The sequence below is a fragment of the Fimbriimonadaceae bacterium genome (assembly GCA_019454125.1).
Classification (GTDB): domain Bacteria; phylum Armatimonadota; class Fimbriimonadia; order Fimbriimonadales; family Fimbriimonadaceae; genus JALHNM01.
In genome coordinates, this window is sequence record CP075365.1 from 1805386 (window position 1) to 1826651 (window position 21266).

22 protein-coding genes and 1 tRNA gene are annotated in these 21266 nt (G+C 64.2%); 10 read left to right on the forward strand and 13 right to left on the reverse strand.

The window, feature by feature from the left end:
* Nucleotides 1–49: 49 nt before the first annotated feature.
* Nucleotides 50–430, reverse strand: a complete 381-nt coding sequence (gene gcvH / locus KF733_08915) for a glycine cleavage system protein GcvH (protein ID QYK55124.1) — start codon at nucleotides 428–430, stop codon at nucleotides 50–52.
* A gap of 89 nt (nucleotides 431–519) precedes the next feature.
* Here gcvH and KF733_08920 point away from each other — a divergent pair, with 89 nt between their 5' ends.
* Nucleotides 520–1080, forward strand: coding sequence for a hypothetical protein (locus KF733_08920; protein QYK55125.1), 561 nt, complete (start codon nucleotides 520–522; stop codon nucleotides 1078–1080).
* A 54-nt stretch (nucleotides 1081–1134) separates the two neighbouring features.
* Here KF733_08920 and KF733_08925 read toward each other — a convergent pair whose 3' ends face one another.
* The 5 genes from KF733_08925 to gcvPB are packed head-to-tail and all read right to left on the reverse strand — an operon-like array spanning nucleotide 1135 to nucleotide 5806.
* Entirely contained in the window at nucleotides 1135–1932 is a 798-nt protein-coding gene (locus tag KF733_08925) for an HAD family hydrolase (protein QYK55126.1), read from the reverse strand.
* 3 nt (nucleotides 1933–1935) lie between these two features.
* Nucleotides 1936–3060, reverse strand: a complete 1125-nt coding sequence (locus KF733_08930; protein ID QYK55127.1) for a hypothetical protein — start codon at nucleotides 3058–3060, stop codon at nucleotides 1936–1938.
* A 29-nt stretch (nucleotides 3061–3089) separates the two neighbouring features.
* Nucleotides 3090–3761 carry a hypothetical protein gene (locus KF733_08935; GenBank protein QYK55128.1) on the reverse strand — a complete coding sequence of 224 codons (672 nt, stop codon included), beginning with the start codon at nucleotides 3759–3761 and terminating at the stop codon, nucleotides 3090–3092.
* Entirely contained in the window at nucleotides 3733–4305 is a 573-nt protein-coding gene (locus tag KF733_08940) for an antibiotic biosynthesis monooxygenase (protein ID QYK55129.1), read from the reverse strand. The genes KF733_08935 and KF733_08940 overlap by 29 nt, the downstream gene beginning before the upstream one ends.
* Nucleotides 4306–4315: 10 nt before the next feature.
* A complete protein-coding gene (gene gcvPB, locus KF733_08945; protein ID QYK55130.1) occupies nucleotides 4316–5806 on the reverse strand; it encodes an aminomethyl-transferring glycine dehydrogenase subunit GcvPB in 1491 nt (496 codons plus the stop codon).
* Between the two features lie 193 nt (nucleotides 5807–5999).
* Here gcvPB and KF733_08950 point away from each other — a divergent pair, with 193 nt between their 5' ends.
* The 6 genes from KF733_08950 to KF733_08975 all read left to right on the forward strand — a co-directional run bounded on the left by KF733_08950 (nucleotide 6000) and on the right by KF733_08975 (nucleotide 10274).
* Complete coding sequence (locus KF733_08950) at nucleotides 6000–7244, forward strand: D-alanyl-D-alanine carboxypeptidase (protein QYK55131.1); 1245 nt, start codon at nucleotides 6000–6002, stop codon at nucleotides 7242–7244.
* 4 nt (nucleotides 7245–7248) lie between these two features.
* Nucleotides 7249–7584 (forward strand): hypothetical protein, encoded by a 336-nt coding sequence (locus KF733_08955; protein QYK55132.1) that lies wholly within the window; start codon nucleotides 7249–7251, stop codon nucleotides 7582–7584.
* A 47-nt stretch (nucleotides 7585–7631) separates the two neighbouring features.
* A tRNA-Ser gene (locus KF733_08960) sits at nucleotides 7632–7722 on the forward strand.
* A gap of 7 nt (nucleotides 7723–7729) precedes the next feature.
* Complete coding sequence (locus KF733_08965) at nucleotides 7730–8077, forward strand: hypothetical protein (protein ID QYK55133.1); 348 nt, start codon at nucleotides 7730–7732, stop codon at nucleotides 8075–8077.
* A 26-nt stretch (nucleotides 8078–8103) separates the two neighbouring features.
* Nucleotides 8104–9744 carry a carbamoyl-phosphate synthase large subunit gene (gene carB, locus KF733_08970; protein QYK55134.1) on the forward strand — a complete coding sequence of 547 codons (1641 nt, stop codon included), beginning with the start codon at nucleotides 8104–8106 and terminating at the stop codon, nucleotides 9742–9744.
* A 29-nt stretch (nucleotides 9745–9773) separates the two neighbouring features.
* A complete protein-coding gene (locus KF733_08975) occupies nucleotides 9774–10274 on the forward strand; it encodes a bifunctional nuclease family protein (GenBank protein ID QYK55135.1) in 501 nt (166 codons plus the stop codon).
* 57 nt (nucleotides 10275–10331) lie between these two features.
* Here the strand turns inward: KF733_08975 and KF733_08980 are convergent, their stop codons facing one another.
* The 4 genes from KF733_08980 to KF733_08995 all read right to left on the reverse strand — a co-directional run bounded on the left by KF733_08980 (nucleotide 10332) and on the right by KF733_08995 (nucleotide 13886).
* Complete coding sequence (locus KF733_08980) at nucleotides 10332–11579, reverse strand: hypothetical protein (protein QYK55136.1); 1248 nt, start codon at nucleotides 11577–11579, stop codon at nucleotides 10332–10334.
* 101 nt (nucleotides 11580–11680) lie between these two features.
* Nucleotides 11681–12325 carry a hypothetical protein gene (locus tag KF733_08985; protein ID QYK55137.1) on the reverse strand — a complete coding sequence of 215 codons (645 nt, stop codon included), beginning with the start codon at nucleotides 12323–12325 and terminating at the stop codon, nucleotides 11681–11683.
* Nucleotides 12322–12981, reverse strand: coding sequence for a DNA repair protein RadC (gene radC, locus KF733_08990; protein QYK55138.1), 660 nt, complete (start codon nucleotides 12979–12981; stop codon nucleotides 12322–12324). Before radC ends, KF733_08985 begins: the two co-directional genes overlap by 4 nt.
* Entirely contained in the window at nucleotides 12978–13886 is a 909-nt protein-coding gene (locus tag KF733_08995; GenBank protein ID QYK55139.1) for an RluA family pseudouridine synthase, read from the reverse strand. The genes radC and KF733_08995 overlap by 4 nt, the downstream gene beginning before the upstream one ends.
* 44 nt (nucleotides 13887–13930) lie before the next feature.
* Here KF733_08995 and KF733_09000 point away from each other — a divergent pair, with 44 nt between their 5' ends.
* Nucleotides 13931–16918 carry a leucine--tRNA ligase gene (locus tag KF733_09000; protein QYK55140.1) on the forward strand — a complete coding sequence of 996 codons (2988 nt, stop codon included), beginning with the start codon at nucleotides 13931–13933 and terminating at the stop codon, nucleotides 16916–16918.
* On the forward strand, nucleotides 16908–17546 hold the full coding sequence (locus KF733_09005; GenBank protein ID QYK55141.1) for a hypothetical protein: 639 nt from the start codon (nucleotides 16908–16910) through the stop codon (nucleotides 17544–17546). Before KF733_09000 ends, KF733_09005 begins: the two co-directional genes overlap by 11 nt.
* Here KF733_09005 and KF733_09010 read toward each other — a convergent pair.
* On the reverse strand, nucleotides 17539–18216 hold the full coding sequence (locus KF733_09010) for a 16S rRNA (guanine(527)-N(7))-methyltransferase RsmG (protein QYK55142.1): 678 nt from the start codon (nucleotides 18214–18216) through the stop codon (nucleotides 17539–17541). The two genes, KF733_09005 and KF733_09010, sit on opposite strands and share 8 nt — an antisense overlap.
* 21 nt (nucleotides 18217–18237) lie before the next feature.
* On the opposite strand from KF733_09010, the gene KF733_09015 reads away from it, so the two are divergent.
* Complete coding sequence (locus tag KF733_09015) at nucleotides 18238–18507, forward strand: hypothetical protein (protein QYK55143.1); 270 nt, start codon at nucleotides 18238–18240, stop codon at nucleotides 18505–18507.
* Here the strand turns inward: KF733_09015 and KF733_09020 are convergent.
* A complete protein-coding gene (locus KF733_09020; protein ID QYK55144.1) occupies nucleotides 18504–19352 on the reverse strand; it encodes a tetratricopeptide repeat protein in 849 nt (282 codons plus the stop codon). The genes KF733_09015 and KF733_09020 overlap by 4 nt on opposite strands.
* A gap of 50 nt (nucleotides 19353–19402) precedes the next feature.
* Complete coding sequence (locus KF733_09025; GenBank protein ID QYK55145.1) at nucleotides 19403–21208, reverse strand: hypothetical protein; 1806 nt, start codon at nucleotides 21206–21208, stop codon at nucleotides 19403–19405.
* Nucleotides 21209–21266: the final 58 nt, after the last annotated feature.

The window sequence follows — 21266 nt, forward strand, 5'->3', positions numbered from 1 at the left end:
TCTTGCTCCGGGCCCTACCTCGAAAGGCACGGACAGGGTGCGGACAGCCTTAGCCTTCCGCGACGGCCCGATAGGCCTCGGGATCGAGCAGTCCCTCGACGGACGCGGGGTCAGTAAGCTTCACCTTGACGATCCAGCCCGCTCCATAAGGGTCGGAGTTCACCAACTCCGACTGTGCCCCGAGGGTCTCGTTCACGGCTACGACCTCTCCAGAGACCGGCGCATAGAGGTCGGAGACCGTCTTCACGCTCTCTACCGAACCGAACGTCTCGTCCGCGCTGACCGCGCGACCGGGGGTCGGCAAGTCGACGAAGACGATGTCGCCCAGTTCCGATTGGGCGTGGTCGGTGATGCCGATCGTGGCCGTATCGCCTTCAATTCGGACCCATTCGTGGGACTTCGTATAGCGGAGGTCGTCTGGTACGTTCACAGGGACTCAAGGTTACCCCTTGCGGGCACCACAGACCACCCTGGGAACTCGCTCGGGAGATCTGCCGTTCAATACCGTGAGGCAATTACATGAGTTCAAAGCTGATCCTTGGCGCCGTCGCAATCGCCGCCCTCGCCCTTCCCGCGTTCGCCCTTTTTTCCCGGGAAGTGACGTCGGGACCGGAAATCGGAGAGACCGTCACCCCGTTCCACCCGCAGCATGTGACGGGCCCTGACGGAGGCACGGACAACTGCCCGCCCTGCACTTATGGCAACTTGCCCGCAGTCCAGGTCTGGCTCAACGGGGACAGCGACGACAACGTGGCCGCCATCGCGGGCTTGCTCAATGGGGCCGTGAAGTCTCCGGACTCCAAGCTGAAGGTGTTCGTGATCTTCCTGAACGAGCCCGGCCAGGAGGCTGAGATGGCCACGTCCATCCAAAAACTCGCTGACAAGACGGGTTACAAGGACATCGATATGGCCTATGTCCCCAAGGACAGCGAGTACGTCAAGGACTACAAGATCGACCTCAAGGCCAAGAACACGGTCTTCGTCTACAAGAACCGCAAGGTCACGGCGAAGTGGGTCGATATGAACGCTTCGCAGAAGGCCGAGAAGCTCACGGCCGCGATCAAGGCCGTCAACAACTAAGCCGCTTCAAGAAGCCCCTTCGCAGGAATGCCGAGGGGCTTTCTCGTGCCTCGCTCACTCGTGCTGGGCGTGGACGCCAAGGATCTGGAACAGCGCGCGCAGGTCGTCGGCGACCGCATCGGGCACCCGCGAGCCGGGCGGCGCCTCCTCCGGCTTACCCGTCCTGCTGCTTGGCGCAACGTCAGAGTTGCGACGGATCCAAAACGTCTTCCAACCGCAATCCATCGCCGGCACCATGTCGTGCGCATAGCTGTTGCCCACGAAGAGCATCTCGTGCGGCTCGACGCCTGCCATCTCCTCGGCGCGTCGCATGACCGCGATGTCCGGCTTCCCTTTCCCGAACTCGCCTTCGATAAGGATGTGCGAGAAGTAGTCGTTGATCCCCAAAGTCGCGATCTGCTGCCGCTGAATGTCCGCGGGGCCGTTCGTGATCATGCCGAGCGGATAGGCCCGCTGGAGCACGGTCAGCACCTCGATGGATTCAGGAAAGAGCCGCAGGCGCGCGTTGCGTTCCCGGCCATAGCTGTCGCTCAGGCGCCAGGCGAGCTCGGGGTCATCGATCCCAAGGCTCAGAAGGACTTCGTTCATGAGCTGCGTCCGGGTCACGCCCCCTTGGCTCAGATAGATCTCGTACCAGTGCGAGGTCTTCAACTCGGAGGCGAAGCGGCGGAACTCTTCCGACCACGTCTTGAGGAGCGTCTCCTTGGTCACGTTGGGAACGGGGACTTCGTCGAGGGCCGCCCTGAGGCCGCCTTTGGCCGCGTCCCAATAGGCGCATAGCGTGTCGTCAAGGTCAAAGAAGACGGCGCGGACCTTCGAGAAATCGGCCCCTTCTTTGACCTGTGTTTCCATGGGTTACTTCCGGACCAGGGTGGATTTGATCGTCTGCGTAAGGCTCATCCCCATAAGCCCTTGGACGTCGATCTGCCCCTGGTAGTCGATCTTTGATGGGATGCCGGACTTTGCATCGACAGTGGCGTTGCCGGTCGTGTCGATCACAAACGTGGTGCGCATCTCTCGCGCCTCGCTGATGGTCTTGCCCTCCTTGTCCTTCATGGCGGGCATCTTCATGATCATGACCGGCCTTCCAGAAAGCTTGAACGTGATGTTCGCCGTTCCCTTCGCCGAGTCATAGGAGTTCAGCGTGAACTTGATGGGAACGTCACCCTTCTCAAACGTCGCGCCCTGCATCGGCATCATCGCCTGGAGCATTTTCGGAAAGTTCATCACGCCGGACCAGGTGTCGCCCGCCTTAACCGCGGATTCTGGGTAAGTGAGCCCGAAAAACCCGGTGTTCGAGGAGAGCCCCGCTGCGACGATGTCGGACATCGAGCCCTTCGTCACTTCCTGGTTTAGGGCATTGCCGCGGGCGTCGTATGTGGAGACTACCGACGCACCCTCCATCTTCTTTGTGGCCTGGTCGACCTGGGCCTGCATTGCGGCGTCGCCCGCGTCCGACTTCACCTTCGCGATCATCATTTCGACCTTGGTTTTGCCGTCCTTGACTTCCAGCACCTTGAGCTTCAAGTCGGTCTCGCTCTTGCTGGTGGTCGGTTTCGGCATGTTCTTCTCGTCGCCCTTAAACTTCTGGGTCGACTCGCTGTTCGAGCGGAAACTGATCTCCTTGCCAGATTCCATGACAAGTTTCAACGTGACTCCTCCGGTGGAGACTGGAGTCGAGGGCGCCACGGGCGCATCCGTGACCTTCGACACCGTGTCCGGCCGGGCAACCTGGTTCGAAGTCGGGGTGCTCGGATCGGTCGGGGGGGGCGTGGTCGTCGTCGTGCCGGTGGCAGTGGGTTCGCTCGTCGCAGCGACCAATCCGTCAGAGGGACCGCTCTCGCGCACGACGTCCGTCTTCTCCTTCTTCGCATCGGGATCGAACGAGACGTTCATTTTTTCGCGCGGCTGGCAACCGGCGAGGAAGAGCGCCAGGGCGCAGAAAGTCGGGACGGCTAGCGCCCATCGGGAGTTCTTCACGGTTCCTTATTGTACGTTTCTTTCGAACATCACGATGCGAACTGGGCCAACACGCGCTCCATAGCCCCAGCGAGGGCCTCGGGCGAGAGTCTGACCCAGTAGGCGGGCGCGCCGTTTCGAATGACGCTTGCAGGTTCGCAGAGGGGCGGCCCGGCGGGGATAGACGCTTGCGCGAGCACACTTCCCCGATAGATCCGCAGCGCGCACCCGCAGACCTTTTGTCCGGACGCATCCACCAGGTCGGTCGCGGCGACGTGGGCAAAGCAGTCGGCCCCGGGGCCATAGGGCGTGCGGCTCCCGTTCTGGGCCGCGCCGACCCCGCTCAGCCTCAGCGCTTCGCCGAGCAACGGCACGATCCGCTGGTAGACCTTGCGAACGCTGCGGCCTTCCCCCTCTGCGAGCCCCAGGCTCGCCAAGGGCATCGCCAGCCCGAGAGTCACATCGTGCCCGTGAAGGACAGCACGACCACCCGTCGGGCGCTTCACCCAGCGAGTCGCGCCAGGGTCCACCAGGGCCCGCTCCGGGCTTTGCCCGGTTCCCAGGCTGACCCAGACGCCGTCCCATCGGTAGACGCGAAAGCGCAAGCCGCTCCCCAGCAGGGCCGCGTCGCGCAGCATGTTCTCGATGCCGCCGATCGGCCCCTCGAGCGAGCCGAACCGATAAGGCCCCGGGTTAGAGCACGCGCTGATAAAGGTCGACACGGTAAAGCGATTTCGCGGGGAGGCTTTGCTCGTAGGACTGGCGCGACCCCCAGAAGCAGATGCCGACGATCTCTTCCGCGACGTCGTCGTGCTGCAGCACCATGCTGCCCTTGTAGCCCTTGATCATCGCGAGTTCGTCGAAGATCGAACTGAGCTCGCCGACCAGTTCGTCCTCCATCCCCGGGTCGGAGATGCGGATGCTTGTGGAAAGGAACGTTCCGGCCCTCATCTGCTCGAGCGTGCCGCCCTTCTTTTCCAAGACTACGAGCCGAAGGATGTCCGGAGAGCCCACAAGCAGCCGCTCGAAGGCTTCATAGACGTCGCTGCTGACGAGCGTCTCGAAGGCTTGGAGGGCGTCCGCTTCCGACCGATAGTGGCCGAGCGTGCAGAACGCGAAGGGATCGTCAAACCGTTCCCAGAGGCTCATCGAGATGAACCCCGGGACGATTTGAAGGTGTTCCAAGACCTGTTCGCGCAGGTCCCTTAAAGCGTCGGGGTCGATTTGACCGAACCGAGCCCGAGTGAAGACGACGACCTCGCGCATAGGCCCCGCTTTATACCGTGACCGGGTCTCTCCCTGGCGACCACTTGACATCGAGCCTCTTCACGGCGCTCGCTTCATCGAGCCGCCCGACGATTTGGCTCGTGGGTGCGGAGTGGAGGAGGTTCGGATCGGCCTTGGCTTCCTCGCAGATGCTCACGAGCGCGTCGCAGAAGGCGTCCAGCGTCTCCTTCGCCTCCGTCTCGGTCGGCTCGATCATCATGGCTTCCGGCACGATTAGCGGGAAGTAGTTCGTCGGCGGGTGGAAGCCGTAGTCGATCAACCGCTTGCTGATGTCCAGGGCGCGCACCCCGCCCTTCTTATAGGGCGTGGCCGTGAGGACGCATTCGTGCATGCAAGGGCGGTCGTAAGCGGCCGGAAGCACATCCTTCAGACGCGCTTTGACGTAGTTTGCGTTCAGCACGGCAAAGCGGCTGATCTGGGGCAGGCCCTCCTTGCCATAGGCCAGCAGGTAGGTCAGCGCGCGTACCGCCATAAGGAACTGGCCGTAGTAGCCGCTCACCCGGCCGATGCTCAGCGGCCGCTGGCGGTCGAAGTACGGCTTCCCGTCTTCGCCGCGTTGCAGGACGGGGGCAGGAAGGAACGGTTCCAAGTGGCTCTTGATTCCGATCGCTCCGCAGCCGGGGCCGCCCCCGCCGTGCGGTGTGCTGAACGTCTTGTGCAGGTTCAGGTGCATGCAGTCGAAGCCGTGGTCGCCGGGCCGGGTCGTGCCGACCATCGCGTTCATGTTCGCGCCGTCGCAGAAGACTTGGCCGCCCGCGGCGTGGACGATCTCGCAAACCCGCTGGATATGCAGTTCGAAGAGCCCGAGCGTCGAAGGGTTGGTTACCATGAAGGCGGCGACTGTGTCGTCAAGCGCCTTTTCTAGTGCGGCGAGGTCCGTGTTCCCCTCCGCGTCCGTGGGGATGGTCTTGACGTCATAGCCGCAGCGTGCCGCGCTGGCCGGGTTCGTCCCGTGGGCCGAGTCCGGCACGAGCACCACTTTGCGCTGGTCGCCCTGGCCTCGGCTCTCGTGGTAAGCCTTGATGAGCATCAAGCAGGTCAACTCGCCGTGAGCCCCCGCGACCGGCTGCATGGTGATCGCGTCGAAGCCCGTGATCTCCTTCAAGAAGTCGTAGACCGAGGCGAGAACTTCGAGCGCCCCGTCGACAGTGGGCTCGGGCTGCAACGGGTGGAGCATGGCGAAGCCGCTAAGCCAACCGGTGCGCTCGTTGATCTTCGGGTTGTACTTCATCGTGCACGAGCCGAGCGGATAGAACCCCGTCTCGATCCCGTAGTTGATCTGGCTGAGGTTCGTAAAGTGCCGCAGCAGGTCGAGCTCGGCGATCTCGGGCCAAGGAACCTCCGCGCGGACGTTGCCGAGGACCGCCTCGAGGTCGACCTCTGGTGTGTCCGCCTTCGGCAAGTTGCAACCGATCCGGCCCGACCGGCTCCTTTCAAAGATCAACTTGGGTTGGGGGACGCTCTTCGCCACCGTGTCCATCTGCTAACCAGTCTACCGATGAGCGAGACCAGAGATCGGCACGGTGACTAGGCGAAGGCCCATCCAAGAGGCGGCGGGCGTGGGACCCTTCGTTTCCCTTCCGCGCCCTCCAGTCTCCAGACTGAAAAAAGTCGGGCCGCTTCTTCGTCTGTAAGCTTTGAAGGAGGGGCTTCCGCCCGGTAACATTACGCCCTTGTTCCCTTTGCTGGTCAGTCTCGCGCAAGACGCGTTGGCACTGGACGAGGTCTTCGCCAGTCCCGCGTTGAAGAACGCCGCCCTCGGCGTTTGCGTGCTCGACCGCAATGGCAACACGGTCTACAACCGGAACGCGGACATGCTCCTGGTGCCGGCCTCGAACCAGAAAGTCTTCACCGTGCTCTTCGCGCTCTCGCGCCTGTCGCTCGACGAACAACCATTGACCCGCTTCTGGAAAGAGGAAGGCTCGATCTTTGTGGACGCTCCGGGCGATCCGGACCTGAGCCGCAGGCAGTTGCTTGAGGCAAAGAAATCGCTGGGGGTCACGCCCGGCACACCGATAAAAGTGCGCGAGGCTTACCATCCCGGCTTCGGCCCGGACTGGGAACTGGACGACATCCCCTGGTACTACGCGGCGCCGACTTACGCCTTCGCGTTCGACAAGGGCGTCTTCGACCTCACTTGGGACGGGAAGAAAATGATCCAACCTCCCGAGCAGCGCCTGACCTTCTCCTGGGTGGGGGGCGACGGCCGGTTCGACATCATCTATGACCCGCAGGCGAAAACGGCCTCGCTCAAGGGCTCTCCGCCACGCCGCCGGGCCGGGTTCGGAAAGTACGCGATGGCGGAACCGGACGCGAGTGCCGCCCGCCTGCTCGGAGGAGAGCTCGTCCGCACGAACGAGGAGCCCCCGCTTCGACCGCCCGACTTCTCCGTGCTCGGAAAGACCTTCGAAGAGCGCGCGCAGTTCTGCCTGGAGCGCAGCGACAATTTCGTCGCCGAACACCTGCTGATGCGGGCGGCGCTGGCCGAGGGGCCGATGCCGGAGGACTGCTATCCCACCGCGGCGGCAAGGTTGCACACCTTCCTCGTCAGCGAGGTCGGCCTCGACCCTAGCGAAGTCCGCCCCATGGACGGCAGCGGGCTCAGCCGCCACAACTACGCCACCGCCCGGGCACTGTGCCGGGCTTACCTCTGGGCGAACGACGGGCCAAACGCCGCCACCTGGCGTAAACTCCTGGCCGCGCCGGGGGAAGGAACCCTCCGGTCAAGATTGCTGGATTGCCAGTTTTTCGGGAAAACCGGCACGCTTGATGCGGTATCAACGTTGACCGGACTGCTGATAACGAAAGACGGCCGCGAACTTGCGGTCGCCATCCTTATGAACGGTCCGTCCGCAAAAGGCGCCACGTTGCACGCGATCCAAGACCGCTTCGTGAAGCGCCTTGAGCAAGGCCGTTAAACAGATGGAAGGAGCAACCTTGACGATCCCCGCATGGCGACGACTCTTGCCGACCCGGGCGATCGGTCTTCTCATGGCGATTGGTTTCGTCGACCTGCTTGTGACGGCCGTCCTGCACTCTGCGGGTCTCATCGTGGAGCTCAACCCGGTGATGCGGCCTTTCATCGAGCAGAGCGAGCTCCTTTTTGCCTTCGTGAAGGGGACGACACTGGTCGCCGCCTGGGGCGCCTTGGTCGCCTATTCCAAGATCAACCTCGACTTCGTCCGGAAGGCTTCCCTGGTCGGCAGCGCCGCCTATTGCACGCTCTGGGTCTCCTGGTTCCTTTTCGGAAGCCCCTAGCCCTAGCCCCCCTGCGGGGCTGAGTCGGTGCCACAATGGCACGGCGCGGAGTGGTGTCCGAGTGGTCGAAGGAGCGCGACTGGAAATCGCGTATAGGGCAAAACCCTATCGTGGGTTCGAATCCCACCCACTCCGCCAGAGTCTTGTGAGCTTCTTGCCAACCACCGAAGAAGAACTCGCCCGGGACCGCGTCTTTGCCGCCGTCGTCGAAGCGGTCGTCGCCGCCCGCCAGATCCCTGTCTCGACCTCGCCCGAGTCCCCTTACGTGGCCACAGCCGGAGGCTTCACCTATGCCTTTGAGGGCGAGGAGGACCTGTTGCACCTTGAAGTGCGCCGCCTAGATGGCGGCGCAATCCGTCTCGAAGACGCCCGGAAGGTGGCCTCCTTCGCCCTTCCGGACGTGCCTGTGGGGCTGGTCTGGGTCAAGCCTGCGGAGCACTCGGTCCACTTCTATCTGGGACACGACGTCCTCGTAAAGGACCGAGGCCAGTGACTCGGCGTGTCAGAATGCCCCGCTAGATGGCGAAGGGCACGGTTGTCGTTCTCGGCTCAGGTCCGATCCGGATCGGACAAGGCATCGAGTTCGATTATTCCTGCGTCCACTGCGTTTGGGCCCTGAGAGAAGCCGGCTATCGGGCCGTGATCGTCAACAACAACCCGGAGACGGTCAGCACTGATTTCGACACCGCCGACGCGCTCTACTTCGAGCCCGTCACGCTCGCCGATGTCCGGAGGGTGGTCGAACACGAGAAAGCGGACGGGGTTATCGTGCAATTCGGCGGCCAGACCGCGATCAACCTGGCCGGCCACCTCGAGGAAGCCGGCATCCCTGTCATCGGCACCGCCCCTAAATCTATCGCGGCGGCCGAAGACCGTAGCCAGTTCGACACGCTCTTGTCCGGGCTAGGCGTCTCACGGCCGCCAGGCAGGGCCGTCCGGTCCCTGGCCGATGCCCGCGTGGTCGCGGAGGAGATCGGCTATCCCGTCCTCGTCCGGCCCAGCTTCGTCTTGGGCGGACGCGCGATGGACATCGTCTACGACGCGGACTACTTAGACGCCTTCTACTCCCACGCGGAAGAGGCGAACCCCGGCCAGCCCGTGCTCGTCGACAAGTACTTCCTCGGCGTGGAGGCTGAGCTGGACGTCGTGAGCGACGGGATCGACACCTTCATCCCAGGCGTCATGGAGCACATCGACCGGGCCGGGGTCCATAGCGGCGATTCCATGACCGTGATCCCCCCTGTCGGGCTTAGCGCCGAGGTCGTGGGGCAGATGGTCGAGGTTTCTTCCCGGATAGCCCGGGCCCTGGAGGTCCGCGGCTTGATGAACGCCCAGTTCGTGGTCTCTGGCGGGGTGGCCCACGTCATCGAGGTGAACCCGCGCGCCAGCCGCACGGTGCCCTACGTGAGCAAGGTCACCGGCATCCCGATGGTGAGCCTGGCGACCCGGGTCACGATGGGGGAGAGCCTTGCCTCAATGGGCTACCGGAGCGGGCTTTGGAGCCCCGCGCCAGAAGGGGAGCGGCCGGAGGGATCGCGGGTCGCGGGCCGCTTCATCACCGATTTCAACCAGCCCCTCCCCGAGCCGAGGCTTTACGCCGTGAAGGCGCCCGTCTTCAGCTTCCAGAAACTGGCGCGGGTCGATCCTGCCCTGGGCCCGGAGATGAAGTCGACAGGGGAGGTCCTCGGTATCGACCGCACCTATGAGGCCGCCCTTTACAAGGCCCTTGTCGCCAGCGGCGTCCAGTTCCGGCCCCACGGGCAGGTGATTTTGACCGTGGCAGGGGAAGACAAGGAGGCGGCCGTCACGATCGCCCAGAAGTTGGCCGCGCGGGGCTATAACATCGCGGCCACGCCCGGGACACACGCCGCCATCGTTCAGAGCGGCACTGCTTGCGAGCGGATCAACAAGATCCAGGAAGGCGAGCCGAACATACTCGACCGCGTCCTTGGCGGCGAGGTGAGCCTGATGGTGAACACGCCCGGGCCAGCCCAAACCGCGACCGAGCAGGCGTCACGGATCCGCCGAGCCTGCATCGAGACAGGGGTCGCGTGCGTGACCAGCATCGACACGGCCCTTGCCCTGGCGGACTCTTTGGCCGTCTTCGAAGACCCGGAGCGGGCGGATTGCCGAACGGTGGGCGAATACCTCACCGGCTAGATTTGGCCAAGGCTGGTATCTTGCAAAGAATGGCAGAGGAGCGCCCCGGAGATTCCGACGACTTGGAGCGCCCACCGTCGTTCTTCCCCTACGACGAGTCTGACCCTGGGCCCGACCACCCCGCCGATTACGGCGAGCCCGTGGAAGTCCAGGTCAATGGCGTTTATGCAGCCCAAGCGGGCGAGCAAGTCCAGCAGTTCGTCCTCCTGAACGACGAGGAGCGGCGTCTGCCGATCGTGATCGGCATCTACGAGGCGACCGCGATCACCTTGGCCCTTGAGGGCCAGCAGCCCGACCGCCCGATGACGCACGACCTCATCCGGAACATGTTGGATAGGCTGGAGGCCACCCTAGACCGCATTGTCATCGACGACCTCTGGGGCAGCACCTACTACGCGAAGATCTACTTGCGGCAGGGCGACAAAGAGCTAGAGATCGATAGCCGGCCGTCCGACGCGATCGCTTTGGCGATCCGCTTCGAGGCGCCGATCTTCGTCGCTGAAGGCATCCTGGATCAAGGGTCGAACTAGCGCGCCGGGCGGCAGTCAGGAGGCTGGTGCCGGTTTCCCGACACCAGCGCTTCCCGTTTAGTTACCGACGGTCCAGTTGACCAGGTCGGTGTCGTGGCACCAGTTGACGACCGCAGCCGGGCCGGTCTGGCGGACCGTGTAGCGCATGCGGATGGCGCTGCCCGCCCCGACGTAGCGGCCGAGGGCGCCCGTGCCCGTCAACTCGCGAGTGGCGTAGGCCGTGTTGATCGCGTCGCTTCGGGTGTCCGTCGCGTCCCAGGTGTTCGTCGTGAAGTTGAACATCTCAAGGGTCTGGCGGAAGGAGCCCGTATGGACCATGCGGCTCTTGACAGCCGTTTTGAGCGAGCTGGGGTTGGCGGTCGGCGAGACGCCGTTGACCTCGACGTTCACCGGCGGGACCACGAGGTTCGGGACGATGAACTTGCAGACGCGCAGGGCGTTGTTGTCCTCGGTGAGAAGGCTCTGGAGGTTGCCCGAGTCCAATCGGCCGAGGCGGACCTGGAAGCTGCTCGGGCTGACGACGACCTCGGTGGTCTCGCCGATCGGCGTGCCGACCGGGCCGAGGCCCGCGACGAACGTGCCGTCCAGGACCTGGTCGTAGTTGACGAGAAGGCTCACGAAGCCAGCGCCCCGGTCAACGTCGTTGTCCGCGAAGAGGTCGTAGTGGTCCGCGTCCGGATCCTCGTCGTTCCAGGTGTAGATGGCGAAGCGGCCATCGATGCCGCCCTGACCGGTGACGGTTTGGGCCAGCGCCCCGTTGACATAGTATTTGAACGTGCCGGTGAGCGCCGTGTAGGTGATCACGATTCGGTTCCAGACGTTCGGGGAGATCTCGCCGGCATACTGTCCGCTGATGCCGATGCGGCCGATCGGGTTGCCGTTGCCGTCGTCGTCCCAGCGGATGAAGGTGTCGCCGTCGTTGCCGTTGTCGGCCGTCGTGTTAAAGAGCGAGGCGAAGCCGCCGATCGCCGCGTTCGTAAACTTGACGTCGACGACGAGCGAGTACTCGTTCAAGTAGAAACCGCCCCCGTTTCCGTTCATCCCATGGTTGACGCGGAAGAACGAGTCGACCGGAAACTGGGCGACCATCTTGTTCCGAGTGCCGACCGTGTCCATCACGAAGTTGGTCGGGCCGAAGAGCTGGGTCGGACGCCCGCCGGTGCGGTGCTCAAGCGGCAGGACGTAGGGGGCGTTGTTGTCCAAGTAGGCGTCCAGGTTGCCACTGAACTTGTATCCGCTGACCGGAGTCTGAGCGGAAGCGACGGCCATAATCGCCGCCAGGGCGAGAATCAAAGAGTTTCGCATTACTACCTCGTCGGGGCCGCGCGAAGCAGCCCTCAAAACTCAAGCTACTTCGCAGAAGTTAAGCCTGGGTTAATAGCAGGACGCAGTAGTATTGCGGGCTCCTAAAGGATGACTTCTCCCTTGCGCGCGCGCTTCAACTCTTGCATGAGTTCCCATTGGACTTGGGTCATGGTGACGTCGCTCCGCGTCCGCTCGATCACCGCCCGGAGCGCGTCGCAGGTGCGTCTCAGACCGCCTGTGAGCGCGTCGGGATAGTCAAACGTGACGAGATCGTCGAAGATGCCTTCCATCGTGCCCAGCACCCGGCCCGCGGCGGCGAGGTTCCCTTTCCGCAGGTCGTCCAGCACGTAGCGGCGGCACTCTGACGCGGCTTCGCCCATCCCGTTCAAATAGGTGCTCGCGCCGACCCCCAGGCTCTCAGGGTTTGGCACTGCCTCGCCGCGCACGATCGCCAGCACGGCGGCAGCTTCGACCAGTTCCTTCTCGGCGTCTTGCAGATAGCCCGCGTAAAAGAGGGCGGGGTGCTCGCCCAGCGAGCGCCTCGCCTGTGAGCACACGCCCTTCGCATCCTCCAAAAGCACGACAGCCTCGTCAAACTGGCGGCGGTGGATGTGGCGGATGCACTTCGCGCTCGCCTGGATTATCGAGCGACAGAGCCGCAGGCCCGCCTCACGAGCGTGGTGCATCGATTCCAGCGATTGCCGCAGCTCGCCGACGACCTCTTCCCATCCTTGCGGTTCTGTCATATCTGGCCCGTTTCTTGGAGACTGGTGTAACGGCCATTGTGACCGACTATGAGGTGGTCCAGCAGGGGGATGTCCAGCAACCGTCCCGCCTCCGCAAGATGCTTGGTCACGCGGATGTCTTCCGGCGAGGGGGTCGGGTCCCCGCTCGGATGGTTGTGGGCCACGATGATGCTCGCCGCGTTCTGGCGCACGGCCTCGCGGAACACTTCCCTTGCCCCCACCACGCTCGCGTTCAGGGTTCCGATGTGCACCACCTTTCGGGCCAGCACGGCCGCCTTTGAGTCTAAGAAGGCCGCGCAGAAGTGCTCCTGCTGCTGGTCGGCAAGGTCCTTGAAGACCTCGTAGGCGTCTGCCGGCGACGCCACCGTCTGTCCGCGCAGGCCCTGGCTCGCAAGGCCCGCGCGCCGCCCGATCTCGATCGCGGCCAGGACGCGCGTCGCCTCGTAAGACTCCATGCCCGTGACGTTCTTAAGCTCCGCCGGCGTGAGGTCCTTGAACTGCGTGATCTGGTAGTCGCGGAACGCCTGTCGCACGAGAGGCTCGTTCGCGCCGACGTCGCGCTCCTCACGGGTGAGGGCAAGGGTCAGCAGGTCGAAGTTCGAAAGACTCCCCAAGCCCACCGTCAACGACCGGTGCCAAGCCGAATTCTCCGTCATTCCACCGCCTCGAGCCGAGCCCGGTCCACCAGCTCATGGCCGTAAAAATCGTGTGGCGGGGGGTCGAACACGGTGGTGCGGACTTTCGAAACGGGGTGGTCGAACGAAAGCAGGGCCGCATGGAGCTGGAGCGGGTGCTCGCGCAGACTCTTCGGAGAATAGAGCGGGTCGCCCAGCACCGGCAGGTTGCATGCGGCCAGGTGCACCCGGATCTGGTGGGTGCGGCCGGTCTGGAGCGTCACGGCAAGGAGCGTGCCGGCCTCCAGCCGGTTCAAGACGTGGACGAGCGTCCGCGCCCCCTTCCCTTCCGGCACGACCGCCATGCGCGTCGGGTGCGACCGGTCTCGGCCGATGGGGGCATCGACCACAAAACGTTCTGAGGCTGGCTCGCCTGCGACAATGGCGACATAGCGTCTCAGGGCCGTCTTTGCCTGGATTTGTTTTGCCAGGGCCACATGGACGGCATCGGTCTTCGCCACCAAGAGCAACCCGGTCGTGTCCTTGTCCAATCGGTGGACGATTCCGGGCCGGAACTCGCCCGCCACACTGCTCAAACCGTGCGACCGCGCCAGCAAGGCGTTCACCAGGCTCGGTGAGGACGTGCTGGGGGCGGGGTGGGTCGCCATGCCCCTCGGCTTGCTCACCACGAGCAGGTGCTCGTCCTCATAGGGGACGTCGAGCAGAACAGCATAGGGAGTGAGGTCGTGGGCAGGAGTCTCCGGGACTTCCTCCAAACCCACGACCATGCCGGGCCGTAGGTCGAAGCCGGTCTTCGTCACGACCTCGCCGTCGACTTGCACAAGGCCGTGTGTGACCAGCTTCGCCAGCTTAGAACGGCTGTGCTCCGCAAAGCGGTCGCTCAAGAATCGGTCGAGCCGTCCGCGCTCGCTTACGGTGAAGGTCATGTCCTAGATTTACCCTTTGTCGGTCAAAACGTCAAAATGGGCTCGTGACCGACCGATACGAGCCGCAGTCCTTCGAAGCTAAATGGCGGGAAAGGTGGGCCCAAGCCGACCTCTTCCGCACGCGGGAAGCACCAGACCGACCGAAGTTCTACGGCTTGGACTTCTTCCCTTATCCCAGTGGGGCCGGTCTCAGCGTTGGCCACTGCCGTAACTATATCCCCACGGACGTCCTCTGCCGGATGCGGTACATGCAAGGTCACAACGTTTTGCATCCCATGGGGTTCGACGCCTTTGGCCTCCCGGCCGAGAACGAGGCGATCAAGAACAAGACCCACCCTGCGCCAATGATCGACCGGTACGCGGCCCGCTACCAGGAACAGATGACCTTGGTCGGCATCAGCTACGACTGGTCTCGCTCGTTCAAGTCCTGTGAGCCGAGCTACTACCGCTGGACGCAGTGGATCTTCGAACTGCTCTACAAAAAGGGGCTCGCCTACCGGCGCAATGCCGAGGTCAACTGGTGCCCGAAGGACAAGACGGCTCTGGCGAACGAAGAGGTGGTGGGTGGCCTTTGCGACCGCTGTGGCACCCCGGTCGTGAGACGTGCGATCCCCCAGTGGTTCTTCAAGATCACCGACTACGCGCAGCGCCTCATCGACGACCTGGACACCATCGACTGGCCAGAAGGCATCAAGCAGATGCAGCGCAACTGGATCGGACGCAGCGAGGGAGTTGAGTTCGAGATGGAGGTTCGGATAGCCCGTCCCTCGGTTTATGGTGATGCTCCTGCCCCGAAAACTGAGGGAGCGGCCGGGGAGGGAGATCCGGAGTCTCCACCCCCAACCCCCTCCTCATTTTCACCCGCACAATCATCGGGCAAAAACGAGGAGGGGGCTCCGGAGAACCTCGCATTGCGCGAACGCGCACTCTCCATCCGCGTCTTCACGACCCGGATCGACACGATCTTCGGCGTCACGTTCTGCGTCGTCGCGCCGGAGCACCCGCTTGTCAAGCAAGTGCTTCGAGACGCGGACGAAGGACGGCGGGAGGAGGTCGAGGCTTACGTCGCCACGGCCCAGCGCCTCACAGAAACGGATCGGCAGGCCGAGGGCCGCGAGAAGACCGGCGTCTTTTTGGGCGCCTACGCGCTCAATCCCCTGAGCGGGGAGCAGGTGCCCATCTACGTCGCCGACTACGTTCTGATGGGCTACGGCACCGGCGCGATCATGGCCGTTCCCGGCCACGACCAGCGCGATTTTGACTTCGCGAAGAAGTACGGGATCGCGATCCGGCCCGTGATCTCTCCGGAAGCCCCTCCCTCGGTTTTCGGAGATGTCCGTGCCCAGGAAACTGAGGGAGGGGTTGGGGAGGGAGACTCCGGATCTCCACCCCCATCGGGCAAAGACAAGGAGGGGGCCTTTGAATCCAAAGACGGCTTCCTCATCAATTCCGGCCTGTACAGCGGGTTGAGCGTCGCCGAAGCCCAAGAGAAGCTGGGCGAATGGTTCGAGCACAACCAAATCGGCGAGCGCAGGGTCAACTATAAGCTGCGCGACTGGCTAATCAGCCGCCAGCGATTCTGGGGCTGCCCGATCCCGGTCTGCTACTCCCCGGACGGCGACATGATGCTGATCCCGGAGGACCAACTGCCGGTGGAACTGCCGCACGTCGAGAGCTACGAACCCGGCGACGACGGATCCTCCCCGCTCGCCGGCATCCCCGAATTCCTCAACTGCACGACGCCCGAGGGAACGCTCGGTCGACGCGAGACGGACACGATGGGCGGCTTCGCCTGCTCCTCGTGGTACTTCCTGCGCTTTGCCGACCCATTCAACGAAGCCGAGCCCTGGGACAGGGCGAAGGCCGACTACTGGATGCCGGTGGACTGCTATGTCGGCGGGGCCGAGCACGCGGTGATGCACTTGCTGTACGCCCGGTTTTGGACGAAAGTGCTCTACGACGCAGGGCTGGTCAGCGTCACGGAGCCCTTCTCCCGGCTCAAGAACCAGGGCCAGGTCCTTGGAAACACCCCCTACCGCGCTCCTCGCGAGGGCGAGACTTTGGGTGTCGGCGAGGACGGCATCTTGGTCTCTTACGCTGAGGCGTCCGCAATGCCCGACGAGGAGGTCACCTGGAAGTGGGTCCGCATGAGCAAGTCGAAGGGCAACGTCGTCACGCCGGAAGAGGCGGTCGAGGCGTTCGGCGCCGACGCCCTGCGCTTGTTCGAGCTCTTCGTCGCGCCGTTTGAAGCGGACGTCCAGTGGACGAACGAGGGAATGAACGGCACCTCGCGCTTCCTGACGCGCGTCTTCCGCCTCGTCGCAGAGATTCGGGACGACTTCGTGCCGGACTGGAGGATGAGGCTCGGCGAAGCCCCCCCCTCGGTTTTGGGGGATGATCGTGCCCCCGAAACTGAGGGGGGGGTTGGGGGGGGAGACTCCGGGCTCGCCCGCGACATCCGCCGCGCCACGCACAAGGCGATCGCCAAGGCGACCAAGGACATCGAGGCCTTCGCCTTCAACACCTACGTCTCCGGCTTGATGGAGTTTGTAAACACGCTTTATGACCTTCGCAAGCGGATGGCCGCCCCCTCTGCCCCAGAGGGCCGAGGGGGTTCCGGATCTCCACCCCCAACCCCCTCCTCATTTTCACCCGCACAATCATCGGGCAAAACCGAGGAGGGGGCTCCGGAGGCCTTTAGCGAGGCGGTCGAGACTCTCGTCCTGCTCCTTTCCCCGGGTGCCCCGCACAGCGCGGACGAGCTGTGGGAGTCGCTGGGCAAGGAGGGCTTCACCTACCAGCAAGACTGGCCGACCGCCGACCCAGCGCTCGCCAAGGACGACGAAGTGACCATCGCCGTCCAAGTGAACGGCAAACTTCGCGACACGATCCTCATGCCGGCGGAGGCGACCAAGGACGAACTGGAGGCCGCCGCGCTCGCCTCGGCCAAGGTACAAACCTTTACGGATGGAAAGACGGTCAAAAAGGTGGTCGTCGTGCCCGGAAAGTTGGTGAACATCGTTGTCGGCTAAGGGCCTTGCGCTAGGCCTCATCATCATTGCGGCGGGTTGCGCGCCCGACCCGAACGCCCCGCCGATCATCCGTGACGACCGCGAGTACGTCGCCACGCTCGACAAGGTCCGCACCCTGACCCAGAGCGCGTTCGCAAAGCGCGACCGGCATGAGGGACTGACGTCTTCGGAGGAACTCGACTTAAAGGAGGCCGCGCCCCTGATCGAAGGCATGGTCGCCTACAATCCTCAAAGCTACGGCCCCTACCTGCTCAAGGGGATCCTGCGCCGGACGCTCGGCGACGACGAAGGTGCGGAGCAGGCGTTGCAGCAAGCGCTCTTGTTCGTGCCGGACGAGCCTACGCCCGACGACGACCTCGCCATGGCCCAGATCCACTCCGAACTGGCGCGCATCTATTTCGACAAGCTGGACTTCGAGAACGCCGAGACGAACGCCATGACCGCGCTTGACCTGGCGCCCGAAGACCCGGAGTCCCTCGTCACCGCGGCTTCGGTAAAGATCCAGCTGAAGAAAGGCGGGGAGGCCAAGGCGTACCTCCAACGCGCCTTGAAGGTCGATCCGGACAACCCACGCGCCTCTGAATTGCTCCGCTTCATCCAGATGGGCAGCGACAAGAAGCCTAAGTGAGCGGCGCCGCCTTGATCTCCGCCCAACGCCGCGGATAACGAGAGGGCGTCTTCGTGCGCTTCACGTAGACCGGGAAGAGGCGCACGACTTCCGTGCCGGCAAGTGGCACCTCCTCGATGCGTTCTAGCTCCAGCCCGAGCGTCCCGACGTTCAGGGCTTCCACCTGTGCCCGCTCAGAGGGGGTGCGGAACGGCACGAGGCGCCCCCCGACCGCGACCCACGGCGCCGAGACCTCTAGCTGCACGGCAAGCGGGGCCAGCGCCCGGCCCGTGACAAGTTCGAACTCCTCGCGGCGAACCCATTCCTCGGCCCTGACTTGGACGATCTCCAGGTTCGGGAGCGGGAAGCGGCGCAGGAAGGACAACCCCTTGTTCGAGCCGTCCATTGCGGTCACATGGAGGTCCGGCCTGGCGCAGGCCAGGGGCCACGCCGGAAAGCCCGGCCCCGCGCCGACGTCCAACACAGTTGACCCTTCCGGGGCAAACCGCGCGACCAGGAGCGAATCGACAAAGTGCCGCACAGCGCAGTCCTCATATGGCACCCGTGTCAAGTTCATCACCCGGTTCGCTTCGTAGAGCCCTTCGCAGAACTGCTCAAAGTCGGCGATCTGCCCTGTGGCCAGGAGCATGCCTTCCTGGGCACAAAATCGCAGGAGTGCGCTCAAGTCCATGCCAGGATCAACCTAGAGACGATGCCGGCGTTCTTGCTAAACCCGTACCTTGCATTCGGAACCGCCATCCTCGGCCTGCTCATCGCGGCGACGAGCTTGCTTTCCGTCAATAGAGACCTCCCGATCGCCATTTTCATCGGTGCGGCGGTGTACCTGATCGGCGGGTTGTGGCTCACGCTGGTAGTCCGGGGCAAGGATGTTAAGGTCTGGCAACTTCGGCTGCGCTTCGTGCGGCTTGGGTTCGTCGCCGTCTTTCTCCTGACGCTCTTCCAGATCTCTCGCCCGAGCTAGGCGAGGCTGAAGCGCTGGAGCGCCTTGCGGGCGATCTCCCGGTCGAAGGGGGCCGCGTTCTCCACTGCCTTGGCCTCCCGTTCCGCCTCGGAGGCGAAGCCCGACTGGCGCAAGAACCGCTCGAGGACGATGCGATACGCCGCAAAATCCGGCTCGATGTCACAACTCAGGCGGATCGCGCGGATCGCTTCCGCGCTCCTCCCTGCGCCCCAGAGCGCTTGCCCGGCCAAGAAGAAGAGGTTCGCCTCGCCCGGCGAAAGCTCGATCGCTGCGTGCAACGACTCCACGCTCTCTCCGAAGCGCCTCATTTCGAGCAACAGCTCGCCTAGCCAATAGTGGTAGAAGGCCTGGTCCGGGGCGCACGCCACCGCGACCCTCGCCGCCGTTAGCGCGTCGGTTCTGAACCCATAGTGCCGCAGAGCCTCCGCCAGTTTGTGGTGCGGGAAGGGGTTTTCCGGCTCGAGCTCCACCGCTTGGCGGAGGGCCTCCAGGGCGTCCTTCGCCTTGCCCCCAAAACGCTGGTAGAGCGAGGCGATCGCCACCATCAGTTCCCCGCTTTTCTGGATCCGCTTCGCCTTCTGATACTGGCGGAAGGCTTGCGGGATCAGGTCCGCCTCGGAATACGCGTTGCCAAGCTGCATGAGCGCCCACGGGTTCTTCTCGCTGCTCTGCTCCACCGCGTTGCGGAAGTGCGCGATCGCGGCTTCGTAGTCGCCTGCAAGGATCGCCTGTTCGCCCAAGCGGGAGCTCTCCGCCGCGTCCGCGCCGGTCTTCCTGCCTTCCGCCGCGACTTGCGGCTCCTGAGGTTCGAATAGGTCGTGGATCACGGCGAAGGACGCTTGCATCGGGCTCTCAGAAATACTGGACGCGCGCGAGGCCCATGCATTTCGAGGGCCTACTCAATGCCGACTTGTTGCAGGGTGAGCGTGCCCGGATAGTTCGCTCCGCTCAGGGGGATCGTCTTTAGGACGACGTCCTTCGTCGCCCCGGGCGAGAGGCGGACGTGCCCGACGACCGCCTTTTGCTTAGGCTGCATCGTGCCGCACTTGACGAGCGTGTCGTTCATCACGAAGATCCCGGCCGAATAGCCCGCGCTGGCCTCGTAGCCGACCTCGACCTCTACCGGCTCCGGCGTGGGGTTGCTCAGCCGCCCTGTGATCGTATAGACCACGCCGAAGTTGCCTTCCAGCTTCCCTTCCAGGTTCATGCTGGCTATGGGCGTCTCGCCGATCCGCAAGTATCCGACCGGGCCGCCGACTTCGTAGCTGAAGTTCACGTCTCGAAAGGGCCTGGGATAGACATGGCGCTGGACCCCTTCCAGCGGCAGGTTATATCGGTCCAACCAACGCGGCCGGACGTACCGCCACGCCCCGATGGAGCGGTGCGCCGCCCACCACGGATCCCACTGCTGCTCCAGCCAGTTCGCGTCGCCGACCACGACGACCCGCTCCGGGCCGCCATCGAGGAGCGTGAGCGAGGCGAGGCCGCTCATCGTGTCCCCAGGGGCCACGCGCCGGACGGTCATCGGGACGATGGCGCCCGGTGGCACATTGACGACTTCCCCAGCCTGGCGCAAGAGCTTTGTAAGGAACTGCTCCGCAGCCGAGTACCCTGCCCGCGTCGGGTCGCTCTCGGGGTTGCTGTCGCCCAGCGTCACGACCACCCGAGCCGTCCGGTCGCTCGGGTTCGCGAGCAGGTATCGGAAGGTGAGCTCGCGAGTCGCCACGTTCTTGTGGTGGTAAAGCAGTCGGATCGACCGATCCGGCACGAGCTGCCCCCAATAGAGGTCGCTCGGCAACGGCACGTTCTCGGGGTCGTTGCTGTACCAAAGCTCGGCCTCGCGCTCCGGGGTCGCGCCGACGTTGGCCACGCGCACCGAGACGGGGCCGATGAAAGGCGCGTAGCCTTGCCCGGTCGCCTGGACCGACGCCGTCACCGTGCGGCTCTCGCCCAGCGCGAGTCCCCCGGGTGCGCCCGGGTTGACCTCGATCGTGGTCGCTCCGGGGACGTTGGGCTGGTTCTGCAGCGCGTTGCGGACCGCGTCCGCGACCTCTTCGCTCGTCGCAAACCTCCCGAAGACCTCGGCCATATAGCCCCCCTGCGGGTTGAGTGCGGGGGCGAGGACGGCGATGGCGACCTCCGCCTGGATGGTCGGGCCCTTGATGCGCAAGACCGTCCGGCCGATCGCCAGCGGCGAGACGATCAGTTCTCCCGTGCCTCGCTCAATGCGCACAACGCCGGTCGGCGAACTTTCCAGTACGGCCTTGCGCGCCTCGTGTCCGACCACCCGGAGCCGCACCGGGGCGCCCATCGTCATCGTCAGCGACTCTTGCCCGACCTGCAGGGCGGGCAGCCCGACCGCGAGGTTCAGGCGGCGGGCGAGGGTCGCGGCGAGGTCTTGCGGAGTCGTCTTGAAGGCTGCCGCCTCCTGGGGGCTGACGTTCACCACGGTCTGGTTACCGAGAAAGACCTTCCAGTTCGGACCGGCCGCCTTTGCCCCGAACTCGGTACCAGCCTGCCATCCGCCCACGACTTCGGCCGCATGCTGCGCGCGCCGCGGAGGGTTCCAACCGCCGAAGCTGGTGGCGAAGGTGTGCACGAGCTGCTCGTTGACGATGAGCTGGGCGCCGTTAGCGCGCGCGTCCGCGGCAAAACTCGACGCACAGCCAAGGCAAAACAGAAAGCCAAAAAAGTGCCGCATCAAACCGTCACCAAGCTACCCGAAGTCCCGAAACCTCCCAGGGGACGCACGATTTCCC